The organism is Rahnella sp. CG8 (assembly GCF_023701875.1).
Classification (GTDB): Bacteria; Pseudomonadota; Gammaproteobacteria; order Enterobacterales; family Enterobacteriaceae; genus Rahnella; species Rahnella aceris.
In genome coordinates this window covers 110217-129203 of sequence record NZ_JABAED010000016.1, presented here as the reverse complement: position 1 = coordinate 129203, position 18987 = coordinate 110217, and the positions used below count along the sequence as shown (strand labels likewise).

General features: G+C 52.7%; 18 protein-coding genes and 1 riboswitch. Of the genes, 10 read left to right on the top strand and 8 right to left on the bottom strand.

Annotated features, from left to right (window positions below; all coding sequences use genetic code 11):
• Positions 1 to 123: 123 nt before the first annotated feature.
• Positions 124 to 753 (bottom strand): glycerol-3-phosphate 1-O-acyltransferase PlsY, encoded by a 630-nt coding sequence (gene plsY, locus HGO41_RS16190; protein ID WP_013573948.1) that lies wholly within the window; start codon positions 751 to 753, stop codon positions 124 to 126.
• Positions 754 to 860: 107 nt separating this feature from the next.
• On the opposite strand from plsY, the gene folB reads away from it, so the two are divergent.
• Positions 861 to 1217, top strand: a complete 357-nt coding sequence (gene folB, locus HGO41_RS16185) for a bifunctional dihydroneopterin aldolase/7,8-dihydroneopterin epimerase (RefSeq protein WP_013573949.1) — start codon at positions 861 to 863, stop codon at positions 1215 to 1217.
• 186 nt (positions 1218 to 1403) lie between these two features.
• Positions 1404 to 2228 carry an undecaprenyl-diphosphate phosphatase gene (gene bacA, locus HGO41_RS16180; protein WP_037034331.1) on the top strand — a complete coding sequence of 275 codons (825 nt, stop codon included), beginning with the start codon at positions 1404 to 1406 and terminating at the stop codon, positions 2226 to 2228.
• A 78-nt stretch (positions 2229 to 2306) separates the two neighbouring features.
• Here the strand turns inward: bacA and HGO41_RS16175 are convergent, their stop codons facing one another.
• Both HGO41_RS16175 and HGO41_RS16170 read right to left on the bottom strand, forming a co-directional pair.
• On the bottom strand, positions 2307 to 3542 hold the full coding sequence (locus tag HGO41_RS16175; RefSeq protein ID WP_013573951.1) for a multifunctional CCA addition/repair protein: 1236 nt from the start codon (positions 3540 to 3542) through the stop codon (positions 2307 to 2309).
• 130 nt (positions 3543 to 3672) lie between these two features.
• On the bottom strand, positions 3673 to 4293 hold the full coding sequence (locus tag HGO41_RS16170) for a TIGR04211 family SH3 domain-containing protein (RefSeq protein ID WP_013573952.1): 621 nt from the start codon (positions 4291 to 4293) through the stop codon (positions 3673 to 3675).
• Positions 4294 to 4573: 280 nt separating this feature from the next.
• Here HGO41_RS16170 and HGO41_RS16165 point away from each other — a divergent pair, with 280 nt between their 5' ends.
• The 4 genes from HGO41_RS16165 to yjeH all read left to right on the top strand — a co-directional run bounded on the left by HGO41_RS16165 (position 4574) and on the right by yjeH (position 11645).
• Positions 4574 to 5881, top strand: a complete 1308-nt coding sequence (locus HGO41_RS16165; RefSeq protein WP_217244141.1) for a CYTH domain-containing protein — start codon at positions 4574 to 4576, stop codon at positions 5879 to 5881.
• Positions 5882 to 5938: 57 nt separating this feature from the next.
• Positions 5939 to 8776: a bifunctional [glutamate--ammonia ligase]-adenylyl-L-tyrosine phosphorylase/[glutamate--ammonia-ligase] adenylyltransferase gene (gene glnE, locus HGO41_RS16160; protein ID WP_112152107.1), complete on the top strand. Its 2838-nt coding sequence runs from the start codon at positions 5939 to 5941 to the stop codon at positions 8774 to 8776.
• 87 nt (positions 8777 to 8863) lie between these two features.
• Positions 8864 to 10291 carry a bifunctional D-glycero-beta-D-manno-heptose-7-phosphate kinase/D-glycero-beta-D-manno-heptose 1-phosphate adenylyltransferase HldE gene (gene hldE, locus HGO41_RS16155; protein ID WP_037034176.1) on the top strand — a complete coding sequence of 476 codons (1428 nt, stop codon included), beginning with the start codon at positions 8864 to 8866 and terminating at the stop codon, positions 10289 to 10291.
• A 103-nt stretch (positions 10292 to 10394) separates the two neighbouring features.
• Positions 10395 to 11645 carry an L-methionine/branched-chain amino acid transporter gene (yjeH, locus tag HGO41_RS16150; RefSeq protein ID WP_112197376.1) on the top strand — a complete coding sequence of 417 codons (1251 nt, stop codon included), beginning with the start codon at positions 10395 to 10397 and terminating at the stop codon, positions 11643 to 11645.
• 65 nt (positions 11646 to 11710) lie between these two features.
• Here the strand turns inward: yjeH and ubiK are convergent, their stop codons facing one another.
• Positions 11711 to 11983 carry a ubiquinone biosynthesis accessory factor UbiK gene (ubiK, locus tag HGO41_RS16145; RefSeq protein ID WP_015695854.1) on the bottom strand — a complete coding sequence of 91 codons (273 nt, stop codon included), beginning with the start codon at positions 11981 to 11983 and terminating at the stop codon, positions 11711 to 11713.
• A gap of 132 nt (positions 11984 to 12115) precedes the next feature.
• Positions 12116 to 12291, top strand: a riboswitch (FMN riboswitch).
• A gap of 133 nt (positions 12292 to 12424) precedes the next feature.
• Between ubiK and ribB the strand changes: the two genes are divergently transcribed.
• Positions 12425 to 13078, top strand: a complete 654-nt coding sequence (gene ribB, locus HGO41_RS16140) for a 3,4-dihydroxy-2-butanone-4-phosphate synthase (RefSeq protein WP_112152109.1) — start codon at positions 12425 to 12427, stop codon at positions 13076 to 13078.
• Here the strand turns inward: ribB and HGO41_RS16135 are convergent.
• Positions 13075 to 13326: an ABC transporter ATP-binding protein gene (locus HGO41_RS16135; protein WP_153375985.1), complete on the bottom strand. Its 252-nt coding sequence runs from the start codon at positions 13324 to 13326 to the stop codon at positions 13075 to 13077. The two genes, ribB and HGO41_RS16135, sit on opposite strands and share 4 nt — an antisense overlap.
• A gap of 1 nt (position 13327) precedes the next feature.
• Between HGO41_RS16135 and ygiD the strand changes: the two genes are divergently transcribed.
• Complete coding sequence (gene ygiD, locus HGO41_RS16130; protein ID WP_121020137.1) at positions 13328 to 14116, top strand: 4,5-DOPA-extradiol-dioxygenase; 789 nt, start codon at positions 13328 to 13330, stop codon at positions 14114 to 14116.
• A gap of 52 nt (positions 14117 to 14168) precedes the next feature.
• On the opposite strand, the gene HGO41_RS16125 is transcribed toward ygiD, so the two are convergent.
• From HGO41_RS16125 to tolC, 3 genes are all read right to left on the bottom strand, one after another.
• Positions 14169 to 15329, bottom strand: a complete 1161-nt coding sequence (locus HGO41_RS16125) for a glutathionylspermidine synthase family protein (RefSeq protein WP_013573961.1) — start codon at positions 15327 to 15329, stop codon at positions 14169 to 14171.
• A 9-nt stretch (positions 15330 to 15338) separates the two neighbouring features.
• The gene (locus HGO41_RS16120) at positions 15339 to 16010 is read right to left on the bottom strand and encodes a DUF1190 family protein (RefSeq protein ID WP_013573962.1); all 672 of its coding nucleotides are present in this window, start codon (positions 16008 to 16010) and stop codon (positions 15339 to 15341) included.
• Between the two features lie 186 nt (positions 16011 to 16196).
• On the bottom strand, positions 16197 to 17696 hold the full coding sequence (gene tolC / locus HGO41_RS16115; protein WP_269147796.1) for an outer membrane channel protein TolC: 1500 nt from the start codon (positions 17694 to 17696) through the stop codon (positions 16197 to 16199).
• 224 nt (positions 17697 to 17920) lie between these two features.
• On the opposite strand from tolC, the gene nudF reads away from it, so the two are divergent.
• Together nudF and HGO41_RS16105 are read left to right on the top strand one after the other, a co-directional pair.
• A complete protein-coding gene (nudF, locus tag HGO41_RS16110) occupies positions 17921 to 18553 on the top strand; it encodes an ADP-ribose diphosphatase (RefSeq protein ID WP_013573964.1) in 633 nt (210 codons plus the stop codon).
• Positions 18553 to 18978, top strand: a complete 426-nt coding sequence (locus HGO41_RS16105) for a DUF1249 family protein (protein WP_013573965.1) — start codon at positions 18553 to 18555, stop codon at positions 18976 to 18978. Before nudF ends, HGO41_RS16105 begins: the two co-directional genes overlap by 1 nt.
• The last annotated feature ends 9 nt before the right edge of the window (positions 18979 to 18987 follow it).

Below are 18987 nucleotides of genomic sequence, written 5' to 3'. Positions count from 1 at the left end.
AAGGGTCCATGATGAGCATGAACCCTTTTTACACGAGCCACCGGATCGGTCAACTGATCCTTAAACGATCGGCATTACCCGCCTGAGGTCGTTTTTTTATGTCTGCAATCTGCATTTTACTGACTATTCGGTCTTATCTTCTTTCGCCGCTTTACGTTTTTTCTTCAGCCTATCCCAGATTTTTCCTTCCTGACCACGCCACAGGCGCTGAATATTGTCGTGATGACGCAACAGGATCAGACAGGAAAGCATGGCGACCGGGAAGGTGAACTCCGGTTTGAACCACCAGACATAAAATGGCGCAATCAGTGCGCTGACGATCGCACCCAGTGACGAATAGCCGCTCAGCAGCACGGTCAGCAGCCATGTGCCGGTCATCAGGCCGGTCAGGTCCCAGCCGATGGGGGCGATAGCACCAAACGCCGTGGCAACACCTTTGCCGCCTTTAAAGCGGAAAAAGACCGGATAGATATGGCCAAGACATGCCGCGATGGCCGTCAGGCCAAGATACATAGGCGGAATGTTCAGACGGTATGCCAGCCAGACCGGCAGCATGCCTTTGAGGACATCGAAAATCAGAACAGCGGCAGCGGCCAGACGGCCACCCAGGCGTAAAACGTTGGTGGCGCCGGGATTACCTGAGCCCGCTGTGCGCGGATCGGGTAAACGGGCTACCCGGCAGACCAGAATAGCACTGGAAATCGAGCCGCAGAGGTAGGCGAAAATAATCATTCCAAGCGCGGTAGCACTCATAAAGCCGTTCCGTCTAATAAGGGTCGTTTTAATCGCAACATCCATGGATAATACGCATTTTCTGCTGGAAGTGGTATCCGGCTGGGCCAAAAACAGAGAATCACGTGATGGATATCGTATTTATTGAGCAACTAAATGTAATCACTACCATTGGCGCTTACGAATGGGAACAGACCATTAAACAGAAACTGGTATTCGATATCGAAATGGCCTGGGATAACCAAAAGTCCGCCGCCACTGACGATGTGAATGACTGTTTAAGCTATGCTGATGTCAGTGATGCGGTGATCGGGCATGTTTCTTCACAAAATTTTGCGCTGGTTGAACGCGTAGCGGAAGAGGTGGCGACATTGCTGCTGAGCCGGTTTAATTCTCCGTGGGTTCGGATTAAGCTCAGCAAACCGGGCGCTGTTGCTCAGGCAGCGAATGTCGGCGTGATTATCGAGCGTGGAAAGCGTTTTTAAATCCTGTTATGGATACAATTTAGAAAACGCTTGTCTATTGAATGTCATAAAGAAGCGTTAAAAGGAAAGTCCGGGTTGCCGGGTTTTCTTTACTGAAGCGGCTCAGCATGATGCCGCTTTTTTATTGTGTGTATTGTAAGCATATTTCCCATCAGCGGATCTTTTAAAGGGTAGGGTGCGATAATGATCGTCGAAAGTCATTCTTTGCTTGTTGCGGCTATTTTGGGGGTGGTTGAAGGACTCACCGAGTTTTTGCCTGTTTCTTCTACCGGTCATTTGATTATTGTCGGCAATCTTCTTGGCTTTACCGGAGATACCTCAAAATCATTTGAAGTGGTTATCCAGTTAGGTTCAATTCTGGCCGTGGTCGTGATGTTCTGGCGTCGTTTGTTCAACATGATAGGTTTGCATTTTGGTAAACCGCCGGTTCATGAAGGCTCGGGTTCTCGTCGTTTAAATTTATTGCATATTATTTTGGGGATGATTCCGGCAACGGTACTGGGGCTGCTTCTGCACTCTCAAATCAAAGCGTTGTTCGAGCCAAAATATGTCATGTATGCACTGGTGGTCGGCGGTATTTTGCTGATTGCTGCCGAGTTGCTGAAACCTAAAAAACCGCGTGCCGAGGGACTGGATGACATCACCTACGTGCAGGCGTTTATGATTGGTGTTTTTCAGTGTCTGGCGCTCTGGCCCGGGTTCTCCCGCTCAGGGGCAACCATCAGTGGGGGGATGTTAATGGGGATCAGCCGTTTTGCGGCATCTGAGTTCTCTTTCCTGCTGGCGGTGCCGATGATGATGGGCGCGACGGCCCTGGATTTGTACAAGAGCTACAGCTTCCTGAATATGGCGGATTTACCGATGTTTGCCACAGGGTTTGTCTCTGCGTTCATTGTTGCGTTGATCGCAATTAAAACCTTCCTGGCGGTGATTAAACGTATTTCGTTTATCCCGTTTGCGATTTACCGTTTCTTCGTGGCAATTGCCGTGTATTTTGTGTTTATCGCCTGATTTTTGCTTCCCTGAGGCAATAAAAAGCCCCGCACGGTGAATCACCGGCGGGGCTTTTCTTATGAATAAAGCCAGCGTTTAAATCGCCACGTCCTGAGTTTGTTTCCAGTCGGCGAGCGCCTGAGTACGGCGTTTCTTCAGTTCATCACGGATAGCCATACCCTGGAAACCCGCATCCAGCACCTCTTTATTTGAAACGCTGCTGGCGACTGCAAAGGCTTCACGCAGGTAATCGCCTTGCGGATAGGGATTATTTTCAAATGTCGTACGCCCGCGCGCATCGGCTTCACTGGTCATGATCATCTGCTCAAGACGCTGCGGTTTGCGCCAGACATCAATGGTGTCGAACAGTTTTAACAAGGTTTCCGGACGCAGTTTATTGACGGTGTGGATCAGGTCATGGAACTCCGCGACCAGTTTCGCTAAATCACGAATGTGCGTCGGCACTTTCAGCCGCTGGCAGAGTTCCTCCACCAGTTTCACGCCCGCCGGGCCATGACCGTGATGGGCAGGCCAGAATTGCGGCGGCGTCAGAGCCTTACCCAAATCATGGCAAAGCGCCGAAAAACGCACATCGACGTCAGGCGTCAGGGTGCTGGCGATTTTCAGCGTCATCAGCGTATGTATGCCGGTATCAATTTCCGGATGCCATTTCGCCGGTGCAGGCACGCCAAATAATGCATCGATTTCAGGAAACAGCACTTTCAGGGCGCCACAATCGCGCAGCACCTGGAAATAGACCTGCGGATCCTGCGTTTGTAACGCTTTCTCAGTTTCTTTCCACACACGTTCAGGTGTGAGGGCTTCCAGCTCACCGCTTTCCGCCATCTGTTGCATCAGCGCCTGCGTTTCCGGGGCGACCGTGAAATCTAAATGCGCGAAGCGTGCAGCAAAGCGGGCAACGCGCAGAACCCGCAGCGGATCTTCGCCGAAAGCATCGGAAACGTGGCGCAAAAGGCGTTGTTCGATATCACGCTGACCGTGATAGGGATCGAAAAGTTCGCCATCGTTGCTTTTGGCGATGGCATTAATGGTCAGATCCCGACGCATCAGATCTTGTTCCAGCGTGACATCCGGTGCGGCATAACAGGTAAAGCCGTTATAACCGGAGCCAGATTTCCGCTCAGTACGGGCCAGCGCATATTCATCGTGAGTGACCGGATGCAGGAAGACCGGAAAATCTTTACCGACCTGCTGATAGCCATTTTCGAGCATATATTCAGGCGTCGCGCCCACTACCACCCAATCGTGTTCAGACACAGGCAGGTTTAATAAACTGTCTCGGACTGCGCCGCCGACCAGGTAAATCTCCACGCGATAACTCCTGAAATTAGCCAAAGGACTCTGTCTTCATCATAGCAAAGTTGCGCTGAAGATTTCCTGACTGATGGAAACACGAAAAGGCACCGAAGTGCCTTAGGGAAACGATCAGGATGCTGAGCTGTCAGCTCATCCAGCGATCTTTTTTCCTGCGACGTGGGATGAGATGTGGCAACAGCAGACCCAGCACCAGACCGACACCCGCGACACCGCCGCCATACATAAACCATTGTAAAATAATGGTTCTTTGTTTGTCGTCGAGCTGCACATTGACCGCGTCAACCTTCTTCTTCGCCACGATCAGCTGATTTTTCAAATCCTGATTTTCTTTCTTCAGGCCGTTGATGATGCCGTCACTGGAAGAGACTTTGGCCTGCATTTCTGCCGTGCGCTGGTTCCAGCTGGAATCAATATTGGTCAGCTTGTCGGTCAGCGTTTTCACCTGTTGTTCCAGATCCGGAACGCGGGTACGCAAGCTCGGCACATTGCTTAACTGATCAAGCGGGATCCAGGCGGTTTTACCTTTTGAATCAACAATCTCACCGTATTTCGTACTGTCGTTGACACTGCGCAGGGTGACTTCTTCACCGGCATTCAGGGTGCCAACGATGCGATACTGATTACCTGGACCACTGTGGATATAGGTAATCAAATCGTCGGAGATATAGCGCTTCTCATCAGCGTGAGCGCCCCATGTCATGCTTAAACCAAGCAAAGCGAAACCAATTAGGCGTAATTTCTGCATTATTTCATCGTTTCTTTGTGAATTTAGGGAACGTGAAGTGTGGATCCGTTTTATCAGGATACGTCTTCTGGCAACCGCCACTGTCCGGCCATTGCACTCATATAAGTACTAAAAGTTGGAGACCGATAGTAAGGGCAACAGTGTGACGACGCAATGTATAAACCGGAATGAGAACTATCTTACAATCCCGCAACATGCGGCTTGCGCGCTGTGCTTATGATAGAATTGGCAGCGACGCGTTAATCCCTTTTGGCAGCAAAGAATCGGTGTGAAGACTCATATGACCGTAGAAATAGAATTAAAATTTATCGCCACCCCGGCCGCAATCGCCGAATTACCTTCGCAACTCGCTGGTTTTAACAGCGTGCACACCGCGCCTTCGAAACTGACCAACATCTATTTTGAGACTGCGGAAAACTATTTACGTTCGCATGACATGGGTCTGCGGATCCGTGGTTTTGACGATCAGTATGAAATGACCATCAAAACCGGTGGCAAAGTGGTGGGGGGGTTACATCAGCGCCCTGAATACAACGTTGAGCTGAAAAAGCCGGTGTTGAAACTGAGCGCGTTCCCGAAAGATATCTGGCCGGAAGGGTGCAAACCCGCTGCATTGCAGAAAGAACTCGCTCCGCTCTTCCGCACGGATTTCACCCGCGAGAAGTGGGTGATCACTTACGGCGAAAGCGAGATCGAACTTGGGTTAGATCAGGGCGAAGTGGTGGCTGGCGAATTAAACGAACCACTGGCTGAAATTGAACTTGAGCTGAAAAAAGGTAACACCGCTGATTTACTGGCGCTGGCGGCTGAAATTGGCGCGCACGGCGGCTTGCGGCAGGGTGGTTTCAGCAAGGCGGCTCGTGGTTATCATCTTGCAAAGGGCAATCCTGCCCGTGACATCAAACCGCTGCCGGTGTTTAAAGCGAAACCGAAAGCTACGGTTGAGCAGGCTATGTCTGCGATGTTCGAACTGGCGCTGGATCACTGGCAATATCATGAAGAATTGTGGGTTCGCGGCGACAAAACTGCGCGCCTGACTGTGTTGCAGGCCGTGGAAACTGTGCGCCAGGTTCTGGTGCTGTTCGGCGGACTTGTGCCGCGTAAAGCCTCTTCTGAGCTGCGTACCTTACTTACTGATCTGGTGCCGGTTCTGGAACAGAAATCGGCGGATGCACAGGAAATCTGTTACAGCGCGGCATATCTGAAATGCAAGTTAGTGCTTACTTCCTGGCTGGCAACATCAGGGTGGGCGCCGTTTATTGATGATAAATCCGCGAAAAAAATGGACGGTTCCTTCAAGCGCTTTGCTGACATCATGCTCGGCCGCACTGCCGCCGATCTGAAAGAAGCCTTTGCACAGCCGCTGACGGAAGAAGGCTATCGTGACCAACTGGCGCGCCTTAAACGCCAGATCATTACCTTCCATTTGCTGGCCGGTGCTTACCCTGAAAAAGACGTTGCCGCGTATATTGCCGGCTGGGCCGATCTGCAACAGGCCATCGTTCAGCAGCAGCACGCCTGGGAGGATTCGGCCCGTTCTCACGCGGTGATGATGGATGCTTTCTGGTTAAACGGACAACCTCGTTAATTGACTGATAAGCCTGGGCAAATTGCCCGGGCTTTTTTTTGCAAGGAATCTGACTTCATGTTGCCACTTTCTTCTGTTTTGCAAAGCCATGCGCAGAGTTTGCTTGAACGCTGGCGTGAACATCCTGAAAACCTGCCCCTTCCCGATGATGCGCAACTGGCCGTGCTGAGCAGCAGTGAATTCGTAACGGACAGTTTGCTGGCTTTTCCGCAGTGGTGGCATGAAATTGACCAAAATCCCCCTCAGGCGCAGGAGTGGCAACTTTACCGCCAGTGGCTGGAGGAATCGCTGACACAGGTGGCTGACGAAGCCGGGCTGATGAAAGCGTTACGTCTGTTTCGTCGTCGCATTCTGACCCGCATTGCGTGGTCGCAGTCCGCGCAAACCAGTGAAGCGAAAGACACGCTTCATCAGTTGAGTGAACTGGCGGAATTATTGATTGTCAGCGCCCGCGGCTGGCTTTACGACGCTTGCTGTCGCGAGTTTGGTACGCCGGTCAATGCTGCTGGCGAACCGCAAAGAATGCTGATCCTCGGGATGGGTAAACTGGGCGGCGGCGAGCTGAATTTCTCCTCGGATATCGATCTGATTTTTGCTTATCCGGAAAATGGTCAGACCCGCGGCGGGCGGCGTGAACTGGATAATGCACAGTTTTTCACCCGTCTCGGCCAGCGGCTGATCAAAGTGCTGGATCAGCCCACTATCGACGGTTTTGTATATCGCGTGGACATGCGTTTGCGCCCGTTCGGCGACAGCGGCCCGCTGGTGATGAGCTTCCCGGCACTGGAGGATTATTATCAGGAACAGGGGCGTGACTGGGAGCGTTACGCGATGGTGAAAGCGCGTCTGATGGGCGGCGCGGAGGACATCAGCAGTCAGGAATTGCGCAAAATGCTGATGCCATTTGTCTTCCGCCGTTATATCGATTTCAGTGTGATCCAGTCCCTGCGTAACATGAAAGGCATGATCGCTCGTGAAGTACGCCGCCGGGGTCTGAAAGACAACATCAAACTCGGCGCAGGCGGTATCCGTGAGATTGAATTTATCGTGCAGGTATTCCAGCTGATCCGTGGCGGGCGCGAACCGGCATTGCAGCAGCGTGCGTTGCTGCCAACGCTTCAGGCGCTGGAAAATCTGGGGCTGTTGCCGGTAGAACAGGTGTTGCAGTTGCGTAACAGCTATCTGTTCCTGCGCCGTCTGGAAAATCTGTTGCAGGCAATAGCGGACGAGCAAACACAAACCTTACCGTCAGATGAACTGAATCAGGCACGTCTGGCGTGGGGGATGAATTATGCCGGCTGGCCGCAGCTTCTGGATGCAGTGAATGCTCACATGCAGGCCGTGCGCTCGGTGTTTAACGAGCTGATTGGTGATGACACGCCAGATGCTGAAGATGATGTGCAACTCTCCCAGTTCAGCAGTTTATGGATTGATGCGCTTGAGCCTGCCGAGCTGGCGCCACTGGTGCCGCAACTTGACGAAAACGCGCAACGACATGTTTTATATCAGATTGCCGATTTCCGCCGTGATGTAGATAAACGCACGATCGGGCCGCGTGGTCGTGACCAGCTGGATTTGCTGATGCCGCGTTTGCTGGCGCAGGTCTGCACCTATAAAAATGCCGATGTGACGTTACAGCGCCTGATGCAGTTGCTGCTCAATATCGTCACACGTACGACGTATATCGAGCTGCTGGTGGAATACCCCGGTGCGCTCAAACAGTTAATCCGCCTGTGCGCCGCTTCACCGATGGTCGCGAGCCAACTCGCCCGCCATCCTTTATTGCTCGATGAACTGCTCGACACACGCACGCTTTACCAGCCGGTGGAGCCGGGCGCGTACCGCGACGAACTGCGCCAGTATCTGATGCGGGTGCCGACGGAAGACGAAGAACAACAGCTTGAAGCGGTACGTCAGTTCAAGCAGGCGCAGCATCTGCGCATTGCAGCCGGGGATATTTCCGGCGCATTGCCGGTGATGAAAGTCAGTGACCATTTAACCTACCTTGCGGAGGCCATTCTCGACGTTGTGGTGCAACAGGCGTGGGAACAGATGGTCGTAAAATACGGTCAGCCAGCGCATCTTCAGCACCGTGAAGGGCGCGGTTTTGCCGTGGTCGGTTACGGAAAACTCGGTGGCTGGGAGCTGGGTTACAGCTCGGATCTGGATCTGGTCTTCCTGCTCGACTGTGCGCCGGAGGTAATGACCGATGGCGAACGCAGCATCGACGGGCGTCAGTTTTATCTGCGGCTGGCGCAGCGCATCATGCATTTATTCAGCACCCGTACGTCGTCAGGCATTCTTTATGAGGTTGACCCGCGTCTGCGACCTTCCGGTGCCTCCGGCATGCTGGTCAGCACCATCGAAGCTTTTGCCGATTATCAGGCCAATGAAGCCTGGACATGGGAGCATCAGGCGCTGGTTCGCGCGCGCGTGGTTTACGGTGATCCGCAACTGACGCAGCAATTTAATGCCACGCGTCGCGACATTCTTTGCCGCCAGCGCGATGGTGAAGGACTGCGTAAGGAGGTCCGTGAAATGCGCGAGAAAATGTATGCCCATCTGGGCAGTAAAAAAGCCGACGAGTTCGATCTGAAAGCGGATCCGGGTGGCATTACGGATATTGAATTCATTGCACAATATCTGGTTCTGCGTTTCGCGCATGATGAGCCGAAGCTGACGCGCTGGTCCGATAATGTGAGGATTTTTGAGCTGATGGCGCAACACGACATCATGCCGGAAGAAGAGGCTCGAAATCTGACGCAGGCTTATGTCACGCTGCGCGATGAAATTCATCACCTCGCTTTGCAGGAGCACAGCGGGAAAGTGGCCGCAGACAGTTTTGCGGCGGAGCGCGCGCAAATCCGCGCCAGCTGGGCGAACTGGCTGGGCTGAGGGTTTTTATTCGGGTAACAGGCGCTTGTGATATTATCCGGCGCATTGTGTTTACCCGATTTGATTTATCTGTTTTGGAGTCTTGGGATGAAAGTGACTTTGCCTGATTTTCACCGCGCGGGTGTGCTGGTTGTCGGTGACGTAATGTTAGATCGCTACTGGTATGGCCCGACCAATCGTATTTCACCGGAAGCGCCGGTGCCGGTGGTGAAGGTCAATACCATCGAGGAACGTCCTGGCGGCGCGGCAAACGTGGCGATGAACATTTCGTCTCTCGGTGCTTCTTCGCGTCTGATCGGTCTGACCGGCGTTGACGATGCCGCCCGTGCCCTGAGTGAGCGTCTGGCGGAAGTGAAAGTAAACTGCGATTTCGTGGCGTTATCCACGCATCCGACCATCACTAAGCTGCGTATATTGTCCCGTAACCAGCAACTGATCCGCCTCGACTTTGAAGAAGGTTTTGAAGGTGTTGATCTCCAGCCGATGCTGACCAAAATCGAACAAGCTTTACCACAAAGTGGCGCACTGGTGCTGTCAGACTACGCCAAAGGTGCACTGACTGAAGTGCAGAAAATGATCCAGCTGGCGAGAAAAGCTGGCGTACCGGTGCTGGTTGATCCTAAAGGATCTGATTTCGAACGTTACCGTGGTGCGACTTTACTGACACCAAATCTGTCCGAATTCGAAGCCGTTGTCGGTCGTTGCAAAAACGAAGATGAAATTGTCGCCCGTGGTATGCAACTGATCGCTGATTTCGAACTTTCCGCGCTTCTGGTCACCCGTTCTGAACACGGCATGACCTTGTTACAGCCAGGCAAAGCGCCATTCCATATGCCAACGCAGGCGCAGGAAGTGTATGACGTGACCGGCGCCGGTGACACGGTGATCGGTACGCTGGCCGCGGCTCTTGCCGCCGGTAATACGCTGGAAGAATCCTGCTTCCTGGCGAACGCCGCCGCCGGTGTGGTGGTGGGTAAACTCGGCACCTCAACCGTTTCGCCGGTTGAACTGGAAAATGCGATCGGCGGGCGTTCAGACGTTGGTTTTGGCGTGATGAACGAAGAACAGCTAAAAGCCGCCGTGGCGATGGCGCGTCAGCGCGGCGAGAAAGTCGTGATGACCAACGGCATCTTTGACATTCTGCATGCCGGACACGTTTCTTACCTGGCAAACGCCCGCAAACTGGGCGACCGTCTGATTGTCGCCGTTAACAGCGATGCTTCGACCAAACGCCTGAAAGGCGAAACCCGTCCCGTAAACGCGCTGCAAAACCGCATGATCGTGCTGGGCGCACTGGGTGCCGTGGACTGGGTGGTTTCTTTTGATGAAGACACGCCGCAGCGTTTGATCGCCGGGATCTTGCCTGATCTGCTGGTGAAAGGTGGCGACTATAAGCCTGAGCAAATCGCCGGTTGTCAGGAAGTCTGGGCGAATGGCGGCGAAGTCCGTGTGCTGAATTTTGAAGATGGTTTGTCCACTACCAAAATCATCAATCAGATCAAAGCGCAGGACTGATTTCCTCCGGGAAGACCATGTTATCTGCACTGAAGGGCTTATCTGATAAGCCCTTTTCTTTTTGATTTTTCAATCAATAACGCAAAACGGAAGTGGCTCTGTTGTGAGCGGATTAAAACAGGAACTGAGTCTGGCGCAGGGCGTCGGGCTGCTTTCAACCTCATTACTGGGGACTGGTGTCTTTGCGGTGCCTGCACTGGCGGCTCAGCTGGCACAAAATGACAGCCTGTGGGCGTGGCCGGTGCTGATCCTGCTGGTGTTTCCGATAGCCATCGGGTTTGCTGCGCTTGGGCGGCATTTCCCCAGCGCGGGCGGTGCAGCGCATTTTGTCGGCAAAGCTTTCGGGCCGCATATGGCGCGGGTCACCGGTTGGTTATTCCTGTCAGTTATTCCGGTCGGATTGCCCGCCGCATTGCATATTGCTGCCGGTTTCTGGCAGGCCGCCTTTGGCTGGAGCAGCATAAACCTGCTGCTGGTGCAGTTGGGTACGCTGTTTGTTATCTGGTTCCTCGGCACACGCAGTGCCGGGTCCAGTGCCAATATTCAAACGCTAATCGCTTGTCTGGTGATCGCGCTGGTGGTGGCAATCTGGTGGAAAGGGGATATTTCTCTGCCTGAAATTCCGCTGCCTTCGGTGCGTGACGTCTCACCATCGAACCTGTTTGACGCGCTGGCGGTGATGTTTTGGTGTTTTGTCGGACTTGAGGCTTTCGCGCATCTGGCGACCGAATTTCGTCATCCGGAACGGGATTTCCCGCGCGCGTTGTTGATCGGCATGCTGGTGGCTGGCGCAGTTTACTGGGGATGTACGGTAGCGGTGCTGAAATTCCATGCCTGGGGAGAAGGGCGGGAAGCCGGCGCATCATTGCCGGGTATCGTCGTGCAGCTCTTCGGACAAAAAGCGTTGTGGATCGCCTGCATTATTGGCTATCTGGCGTGTTTTGCCAGCGTGAATATTTATACCCAGAGTTTCGCCCGGCTGGTGTGGTCACAGGCTCAGCTCAAGCCGCAAAGTAAACTCGCACAGCTTTCCGCTCAGCAAGTGCCGGTGCCCGCGCTGAATTTAGTGGTGGGCTGCTGCGCGTTGTTTACGTTACTGATTTACTGGCTGCACCTGCCGCTCGGCGCGCTGATCACTTACGCCAATGGGATTTTCATCCTGATTTATCTGTTATGTATGCTGGCGGGGATCCGGATCCTGGCAGGACGCTCGAAATGGATGGCGATGCTGGGCGCTGTATTGTGCTGCGGATTGCTGGCGATGGTCGGCTGGAAAGCGCTGTATGCAGTCGTGGTGTTTGCAGGATTGTGGCTGTTATTGCCACGCGCCACAACGGTACTTCATGTACGGTAAGGCCGATTTCGCACAGCAAAAAGGCCTGCTGAGCAGGCCTTTTCTGATGATATCATTCGCAATAATCAGGCCGGATCTTGCGGCTTTTCCGCTTCAGTCAGCTTGCCTTCCAGCGCAGCAAGACGTTGTTCCAGTACAGCCAGTTTTTCACGGGTACGCAGTAAAACCTGGGTCTGAACATCAAACTCTTCGCGATTGACTAAATCCATGCGGCTGAACTGCGCCTGCAATACCTGACGGATTTTCTTTTCGGCATCTTCACCAAACTCACGGATCCCTTTAGGCATAGATTCGTGAACCTGGCGGGCAATTTGTTCAATTTTTTTCGGGTCAATCATGTTATTTCCTTTTCTCGAAGGAGGTGCTTTTCCTTAGTGTAATCGCTGATGCTGTTTCTATAAACCTTCAGGGGCACTAATTGGACAAACCACAGGATTGCTCTGCTCATTTATTGGCGCTATAGTTGTTTTGCTTATTCTCAGGGCGGGGTGAAAGTCCCCACCGGCGGTAAACCACGGAATATCGGAAGGATCATAATCCCTTCCATGTGGAAGCCCGCGAGCGCTCAATCCTTCGGGGTTAGAGGTCAGCAGATCCGGTGTAATTCCGGGGCCGACGGTTAAAGTCCGGATGGGAGAGAGTAACGATTCAAGCCGGGCAAATATTGCCCGCTGCGTTATTTTTTATAACTGTAGCACGCCATCTGGCGGCTGCAGCTAGCCTCCTCAAGACGCCCTGATTCTGGTAATCCACATACAGAACATGAGGTTATTTTTACCATGAATCAGACCCTACTTTCCGAATTCGGTACATCAGCTGAACGCGTTGAGCGTGCTATTGACGCCATGCGTAACGGCGTGGGTGTGTTGGTGCTGGATGACGAAGATCGTGAAAACGAAGGCGATTTAATCTTTGCCGCTGAAAACATGACCGTTGAGCAAATGGCACTGACCATTCGCCACGGCAGCGGTATTGTTTGCCTGACCATGAACGAAGACAGCCGTAAAAAGCTGGATTTACCAATGATGGTTGAGAACAACTCCAGCCCGTTCCAGACGCCATTTACCGTGACTATTGAAGCGGTTGAAGGTGTGACTACCGGTGTTTCTGCTGCCGACCGTATCACCACTATTCGTGCAGCCATCAAAGATGGCGCGAAACCTTCTGACCTGAATCGTCCGGGGCATATCTTCCCGCTGCGCGCGCAGGCTGGTGGTGTGCTGTCCCGTGGCGGTCACACTGAAGCGTCGGTTGATCTGGCGACGCTGGCAGGCCTGAAGCCTTACGGCGTGCTGTGTGAACTGACTAATGACGACGGCAGTATGGCGCATGCGCCTGAAGTTATTGTCTTTGCCCGTCGGCATAATATGCCGGTAGTGACCATCGCCGATCTGGTGGCCTATCGTCAGGCGCAGACCCGTCAGGCAAGCTAAGTAACGGGTTGTGCGTAACAGAAAAGGCCGCTTATGCGGCCTTTTTGCTTTTTATTGCCGCTTATTGCCAAAATGGGTCTTTGCAAAATAGACTCCTCCTGCCTTCTTTGATTTTTTTCATCAAATTTATTGAATATCTCCTTCATGGTTATCCGACTGTCAGCGGTAATCAAAAAGAGTACCGTATGGTCATCACGCGGCAGGTGACTCACTGGCTGCTCTCTTTTATCTTGCGGTAAGGAATTCATGATGACGACTCAACGTATGCCCGCACTTTTCTTAGGCCACGGCAGCCCGATGAACGTGCTGGAGGACAATGTGTATACCCGCGCCTGGCATGCGCTGGGCGAAACATTACCGCGTCCAAAAGCGATTCTGGCCGTGTCAGCGCACTGGTTCACGCGCGGCACTGCAGTAACGGCAATGGAGAATCCGCGCACCATTCATGACTTTGGAGGGTTCCCGCAGGCGCTGTTTGATAAGCGCTATCCGGCACCCGGTTCACCGGCGCTGGCAAAACGTGTTCAGGAATTACTCAGCCCGGTGAATGTGATTTCCGATACCCACGAGTGGGGCTTCGACCACGGTACCTGGGGTGTGCTGATCAAGATGTATCCTGACGCGGATATTCCGGTGATCCAGCTGAGTATTGATGGCACGCAACCCCCTGAATTCCATTATGAATTAGGCAAGAAGCTCGCGGCTTTACGTGACGAAGGGGTAATGATTGTCGCCAGCGGTAACGTAGTCCACAACCTGCGGATGGTAAAATGGGACGGTAACGCCGAAGCTTATCCGTGGGCGACATCTTTCGAGACATATGTGAAAGATAATCTGAACTGGAAAGGTGAGGCGAAAGATCATCCTCTGGTGAAATTTATGGAGCACGAAGGCGGCGCGTTATCCAATCCGTCTCCGGATCACTATCTGCCATTACTGTACGTTTTAGGGGCGTGGGATGGTGCTGAGCCAATCACGCAGCCAACGGACGGGATCGTAATGGGATCGCTTTCGATGCTTTCCGTTCAGGTAGGTTGATTTGGCGAATAAAAAGGATAATGAATTTATTCATTATCCTTTTTTAGTTTTTTTATCCGACAATAGTATGCGGATAGAAACGTGACAGATCCTGGGTGATCAGTGCTTTATCTTCGCGGATGCCGATGCCGCAAGGTTGATCGTTGACCAGCCAGCTGCCGATCAGCGTGTAACTGCCTTCAAACACCGGCAGCGGATGGAACTGCTGCACGATCATGCCTTCCGCGCCATACGGGCCATCAACGCGGGCCACTTCCTGGCCTTTCTCGATGACTTTAATGTTCGCGCCTTCGCGGGAAAACAGCGGCTTCACCACGTAGTGATCCAGTTCCGGATGCGGGTCTTCGGCAAAATAAGCCGGTAACAGGTTCGGGTGATCCGGGAACATTTCCCACAACAGCGGTAACAAGGCTTTATTCGACAGAATGGCTTTCCAGGCCGGTTCCAGCCAGCGAACACCGGCATCTTCCAGTTTGGTCGCGAAGACTTCGCGGAACATGAATTCCCACGGATACAGCTTGAACAGATTCGAAATCACCTGATCCTGCGTATCGGTGAATTGTCCGCGTTCTCCGAGCCCGATTTCCTCGATAAACAGGAATTCGCTGGCCAGTTCTGCTTCCAGCGCGCAGTCCTGCAAATATTGCACCGTACCGCGATCTTCTTCAGTGTCCTGACAGCAGGCGATGTGCAGCAACGAGAAACCATGCTGATTTTTCAGCTCGGCAAAACGCTCAATCAGCTTTTCCTGCAGACTGTTGTACTGATCAGCGTCTTGCGACAAATTGCCTGCAGCTATCTGATCTTCAAGCCATAGCCACTGGAAGAAAGCGGCTTCATACAAAGACGTCGGCGTATCGGCGTTATTTTCCAGCAGCTTCGGCGGATTGACGCCGTCATAGGCCAGATCCAGACGTGAATACAGCGAAGGCTGTTGCGTGCGCCATGAACTGCGGACAAATTCCCAGACATGTTTTGGGATCTGGAATTTCGCCATCAGTTTGTCGTCATTCACCACGCGCTCAACGACCTTCAGGCACATCTGATGAATCTCCGCCGTCGCGTCTTCGATCTCTTCGATCTGCGCCAGCGTGAACTGGTAATAAGCATCTTCACACCAGTAGGGTTCGCCATACATGGTGTGGAAGTTGAAGCCAAACTCCGTGGCTTTTTCGCGCCAGTCCGGGCGCTCGTTAATGGCTAAACGTTTCATCAGAGTCTCTTAGCCACCCATGCTGCGGCCAGGGCTGCGTGACGTGGCAGAAGAGCTGCGTTGCATCGACGTTTGTTTTGCCACGCTGTCGCCAAAACCGCCACGGGTGATGGTGTTGGTCACGGCAGGTTTAGGGGCCATCGCCGTTCTCGGAACGTTCATGGTCCGGCCGCCCGCAGTTGCCGGGCCGTAGTTTTTACCGGTCGCATCGACGAATTTACCGTTCGCCGGGCTGGCCGGGTTTTTTGAGCTGAATAATGGCTGTTGCGCGTAACCGCCACCGCTCATCATGCGGCCCATCATGTAACCTGCCATCAGCGGCATCCACATGCTGCCACCGCTGCTCTGGTTTTCAGCCGTCGCGACGCCAGACTGTGCCGGAGCCTGAGTACACTGGCCTTCGCCGAATTCAGCGATACAGTCTTCGCGGCTGGCATATTTTGGTGCGGTTTTAGCCGCTTCCTGTTTCGCTGCATCATACGCTGCGACACATTGCGCGCTGCCGGAAGGATTGGCTTTCGAGCAGTCATCAGCGTTCTGATACAGAGAAACGGTTTCGTCGGTTTTCTCGCAGCCGGCCAGCATAAAGACTGCGCTGACTGCCAGAGCGACAGGAGTGATTCGAGAGCTACGCCATGATTTACGGAAGGTAGCCAGGTTAACGCGTTGTGTCCGTTTCATCGTTCTTATCCCATGTGTAGGGCTTTTTTGCCCTTTCCCAGTAGGGCCTAAGAATAGGGGAAAGCGGCTGATTGTTAAAGCAGCGACAGGCAATTGTTACGAGACTTTACAGAGCGGCGTGACACAGGCAAAAAAAAGCAGCCTTTTCAGGCTGCCTTAGTCGAAACGCAGGGAAACTTTTCCGTATCAGTTCTGGAAAGGATTGCCGCTTTTCTTCGGTGTGGTCGTTGCTGTGGATGCGCTGGCTTGTTGAACGCGTGGTGCAGGTGCAGCCGCGGTTTTGTTGCCGTAACCGTCTGCAGCGGCATCCTGATCTGGCGTTTCTGGCGCAACCTGATCGGGTGCTGTCGGAACAGGTTTACCCAAAGCACCGTTCAGTGCCAGCAGGTCGCTTTCGTTCAGCGTACCCAGCGCTGATTTAATGTTCAGCTGATTAATCAGGTACGTGTAACGTGCGCTGGAAAGCTGTTGTTTGGCATTGTACAGCGTGGTGGTGGCATCCAGCACATCAACGATGGTACGGGTACCGACCTGGTAACCGGCTTCCATCGCATCTAAAGAACTCTGTGCAGAAACAACGGCTTGTTTATAGGCGTTGATGCTGCTGATCGAGGCAGAGATGTTGTTGAAGGAAGAACGAACGGTTTGCACGACGCTGCGGTGTGCGCTTTCAAGCTGTTCGCTGGCGCCCACGAAATTATACTGCGCCTGTTTCACCTGAGAGGTGACAGAACCGCCGCTGTACAATGGCAGGGAGAAGCTCAGACCAATTTTGTTCTGGCCTGCGTCAGCATCCTGATAGCTTGAAGAACCGCCGGTTTTGTCGCCGTGGTATTTGGTATTGCTGATGCCGGTAGAGGCCGTCAGATCAACCGTTGGCATGTGGCCGGTTTCCGCATAGCGGATTTGCTCACGTGCCAGATCCTGTGACAGACGCGCAGACAGCAAGCTCAGGTTACGGCTTTCTGCTTCTTTCAACAGCGTGGCGACCGGTTGCGGACGCGTGGTGTTGAAGTTGTCGACATTCAGGGAAGACAGTTGCGGATAATACATACCGGTAACCTGACGCAGGGATTCCAGCGCGTTATCCAGGTTATTACGGGCAGTCACTTCGTTTGCCAATACGGTGTCGTATTGTGAACGGGCGTTTTGCACGTCGGTAATAGCCACCAGGCCCACGTTAAAACGTTGAGTGGTTTGATCCAGCTGACGGTAAATAGCCTGTTTCTGCGCTTCGGTATACGAGAGTGAATCGATCGCACTCAGGACGTTGAAATAAGCCGTTGCGGAATTCAGGATCAGTGATTGTTGATCAGTCTGATAAGACACATCCTGAATACCGGCAGTTTTTTCCTGCAGCGTCAGGGCGCGCCATTTTGACATATCAAAGATGGTCTGCGTTAATTGCAGGCTGGCGCTGCCAACATCGCTGTTAACGCCATTCGCATCACGGTAGCCATTGGTATAATTGTAATCCGCACCTAATCCGAGTTGCGGTAATAAAGGACTGCGGCTTTCGTTAATTTTTTCGAATGCAGCATCCCGGTCAGCAGCAGATTTGCGCAGGTCCGGGTTACTTGTCCTGGCTTGCTGATAGACCTGCATCAGGTTTTCGGCCTGGCTTATCGTACTAAAGCCGCCCAGGCTGAGTCCGATGAGAAGGGGGAGCAGTTTCTTCATTTGCATTCCTTGTTGTGCAGCAATGTTGTTATGTATGGTGGCGCAGTCAAATTAACCAATAGACGCGGATTCTAGCAGAGTCAGGCTAGCGGGGCGGTTGGCTTAACGTGCCTTCCCGAGTGAATGAGCCTAAATCTATCACAAACAACCTTGATTATTATTAACGCATTTTCATCAAATTGACCTCAAAGGGCGATAAATTACCTTTATGAGGGATAAGGAAACATTCCATGTCTTCATTTAAACGGTCACCGGTTACTTTCGGCAAAGATGATGTAGAAATTATTGCACGTGAGACGCGATATAAAGGTTTTTTTTCTATTATTGCATATCGGTTTCGCCATCGGCTGTTTAATGGGGAAATGAGCGGCGAAGTCGTCCGTGAAGTCTTTGAGCGCGGTCATGCCGCCGTATTATTACCTTATGATCCGAAAAGGGATGAAGTCGTGCTGATCGAACAGATCCGCATCCCGGCTTTGGATTCCAGTGATACTCCTTGGCTTCTGGAGATGGTCGCCGGTATCATTGAAGAAGGCGAGACAGTTGAAGATGTTGCCCGCCGCGAAGCACTCGAGGAAGCGAACATTGTGGTGAAACGCTGCAAACCGGCTGTGAATTACCTGGCAAGTCCGGGCGGAACCAGCGAGCGTCTTTCCATTATGGTCGGTGAAGTCGATGCCACGACGGCAGAAGGAATTCACGGTCTGGAAGCAGAGAATGAAGACATCCGGGTACATGTGGTCAGCCGTGAACAGGCTTACCGCTGGGTGGAAGAAGGAGCGATAGACAATGCGGCGTCAGTGATTGCCCTGCAATGGCTGCAGCTGCACCATGAATCCCTGAGAAAAGAGTGGGCCAACTAATGATTAAGCGCTATACCCCTGATTTCCCTGAAATGATGAGATTGTGCGAAACCAATTTTGCACAATTGCGCCGTTTGATGCCACGTACCGATGAACCTGGTGAAACTGTGGCATATCAGGTGAGTAGCGCAACGTATTGCCTGACGATCCTCGAATCAACGCGTTACACATCCCTGATAGAAATCAAACAGACCGCACCGGCGGTGAGTTACTGGAGCCTGCCTTCGCTCACCGTTCGCCTGTACCATGATGCGATGGTGGCCGAAGTGTGTGCGAGTCAGCAGATCTTTCGCTTTAAAGCACGCTATGATTATCCGAATAAAAAGTTGCATCAGCGTGATGAAAAGCATCAAATTAACCAGTTCCTTGCGGATTGGCTGCGTTATTGCCTTGCGCACGGAGCGATGGCAGTTCCGGTTTGTTAGACAGACTTC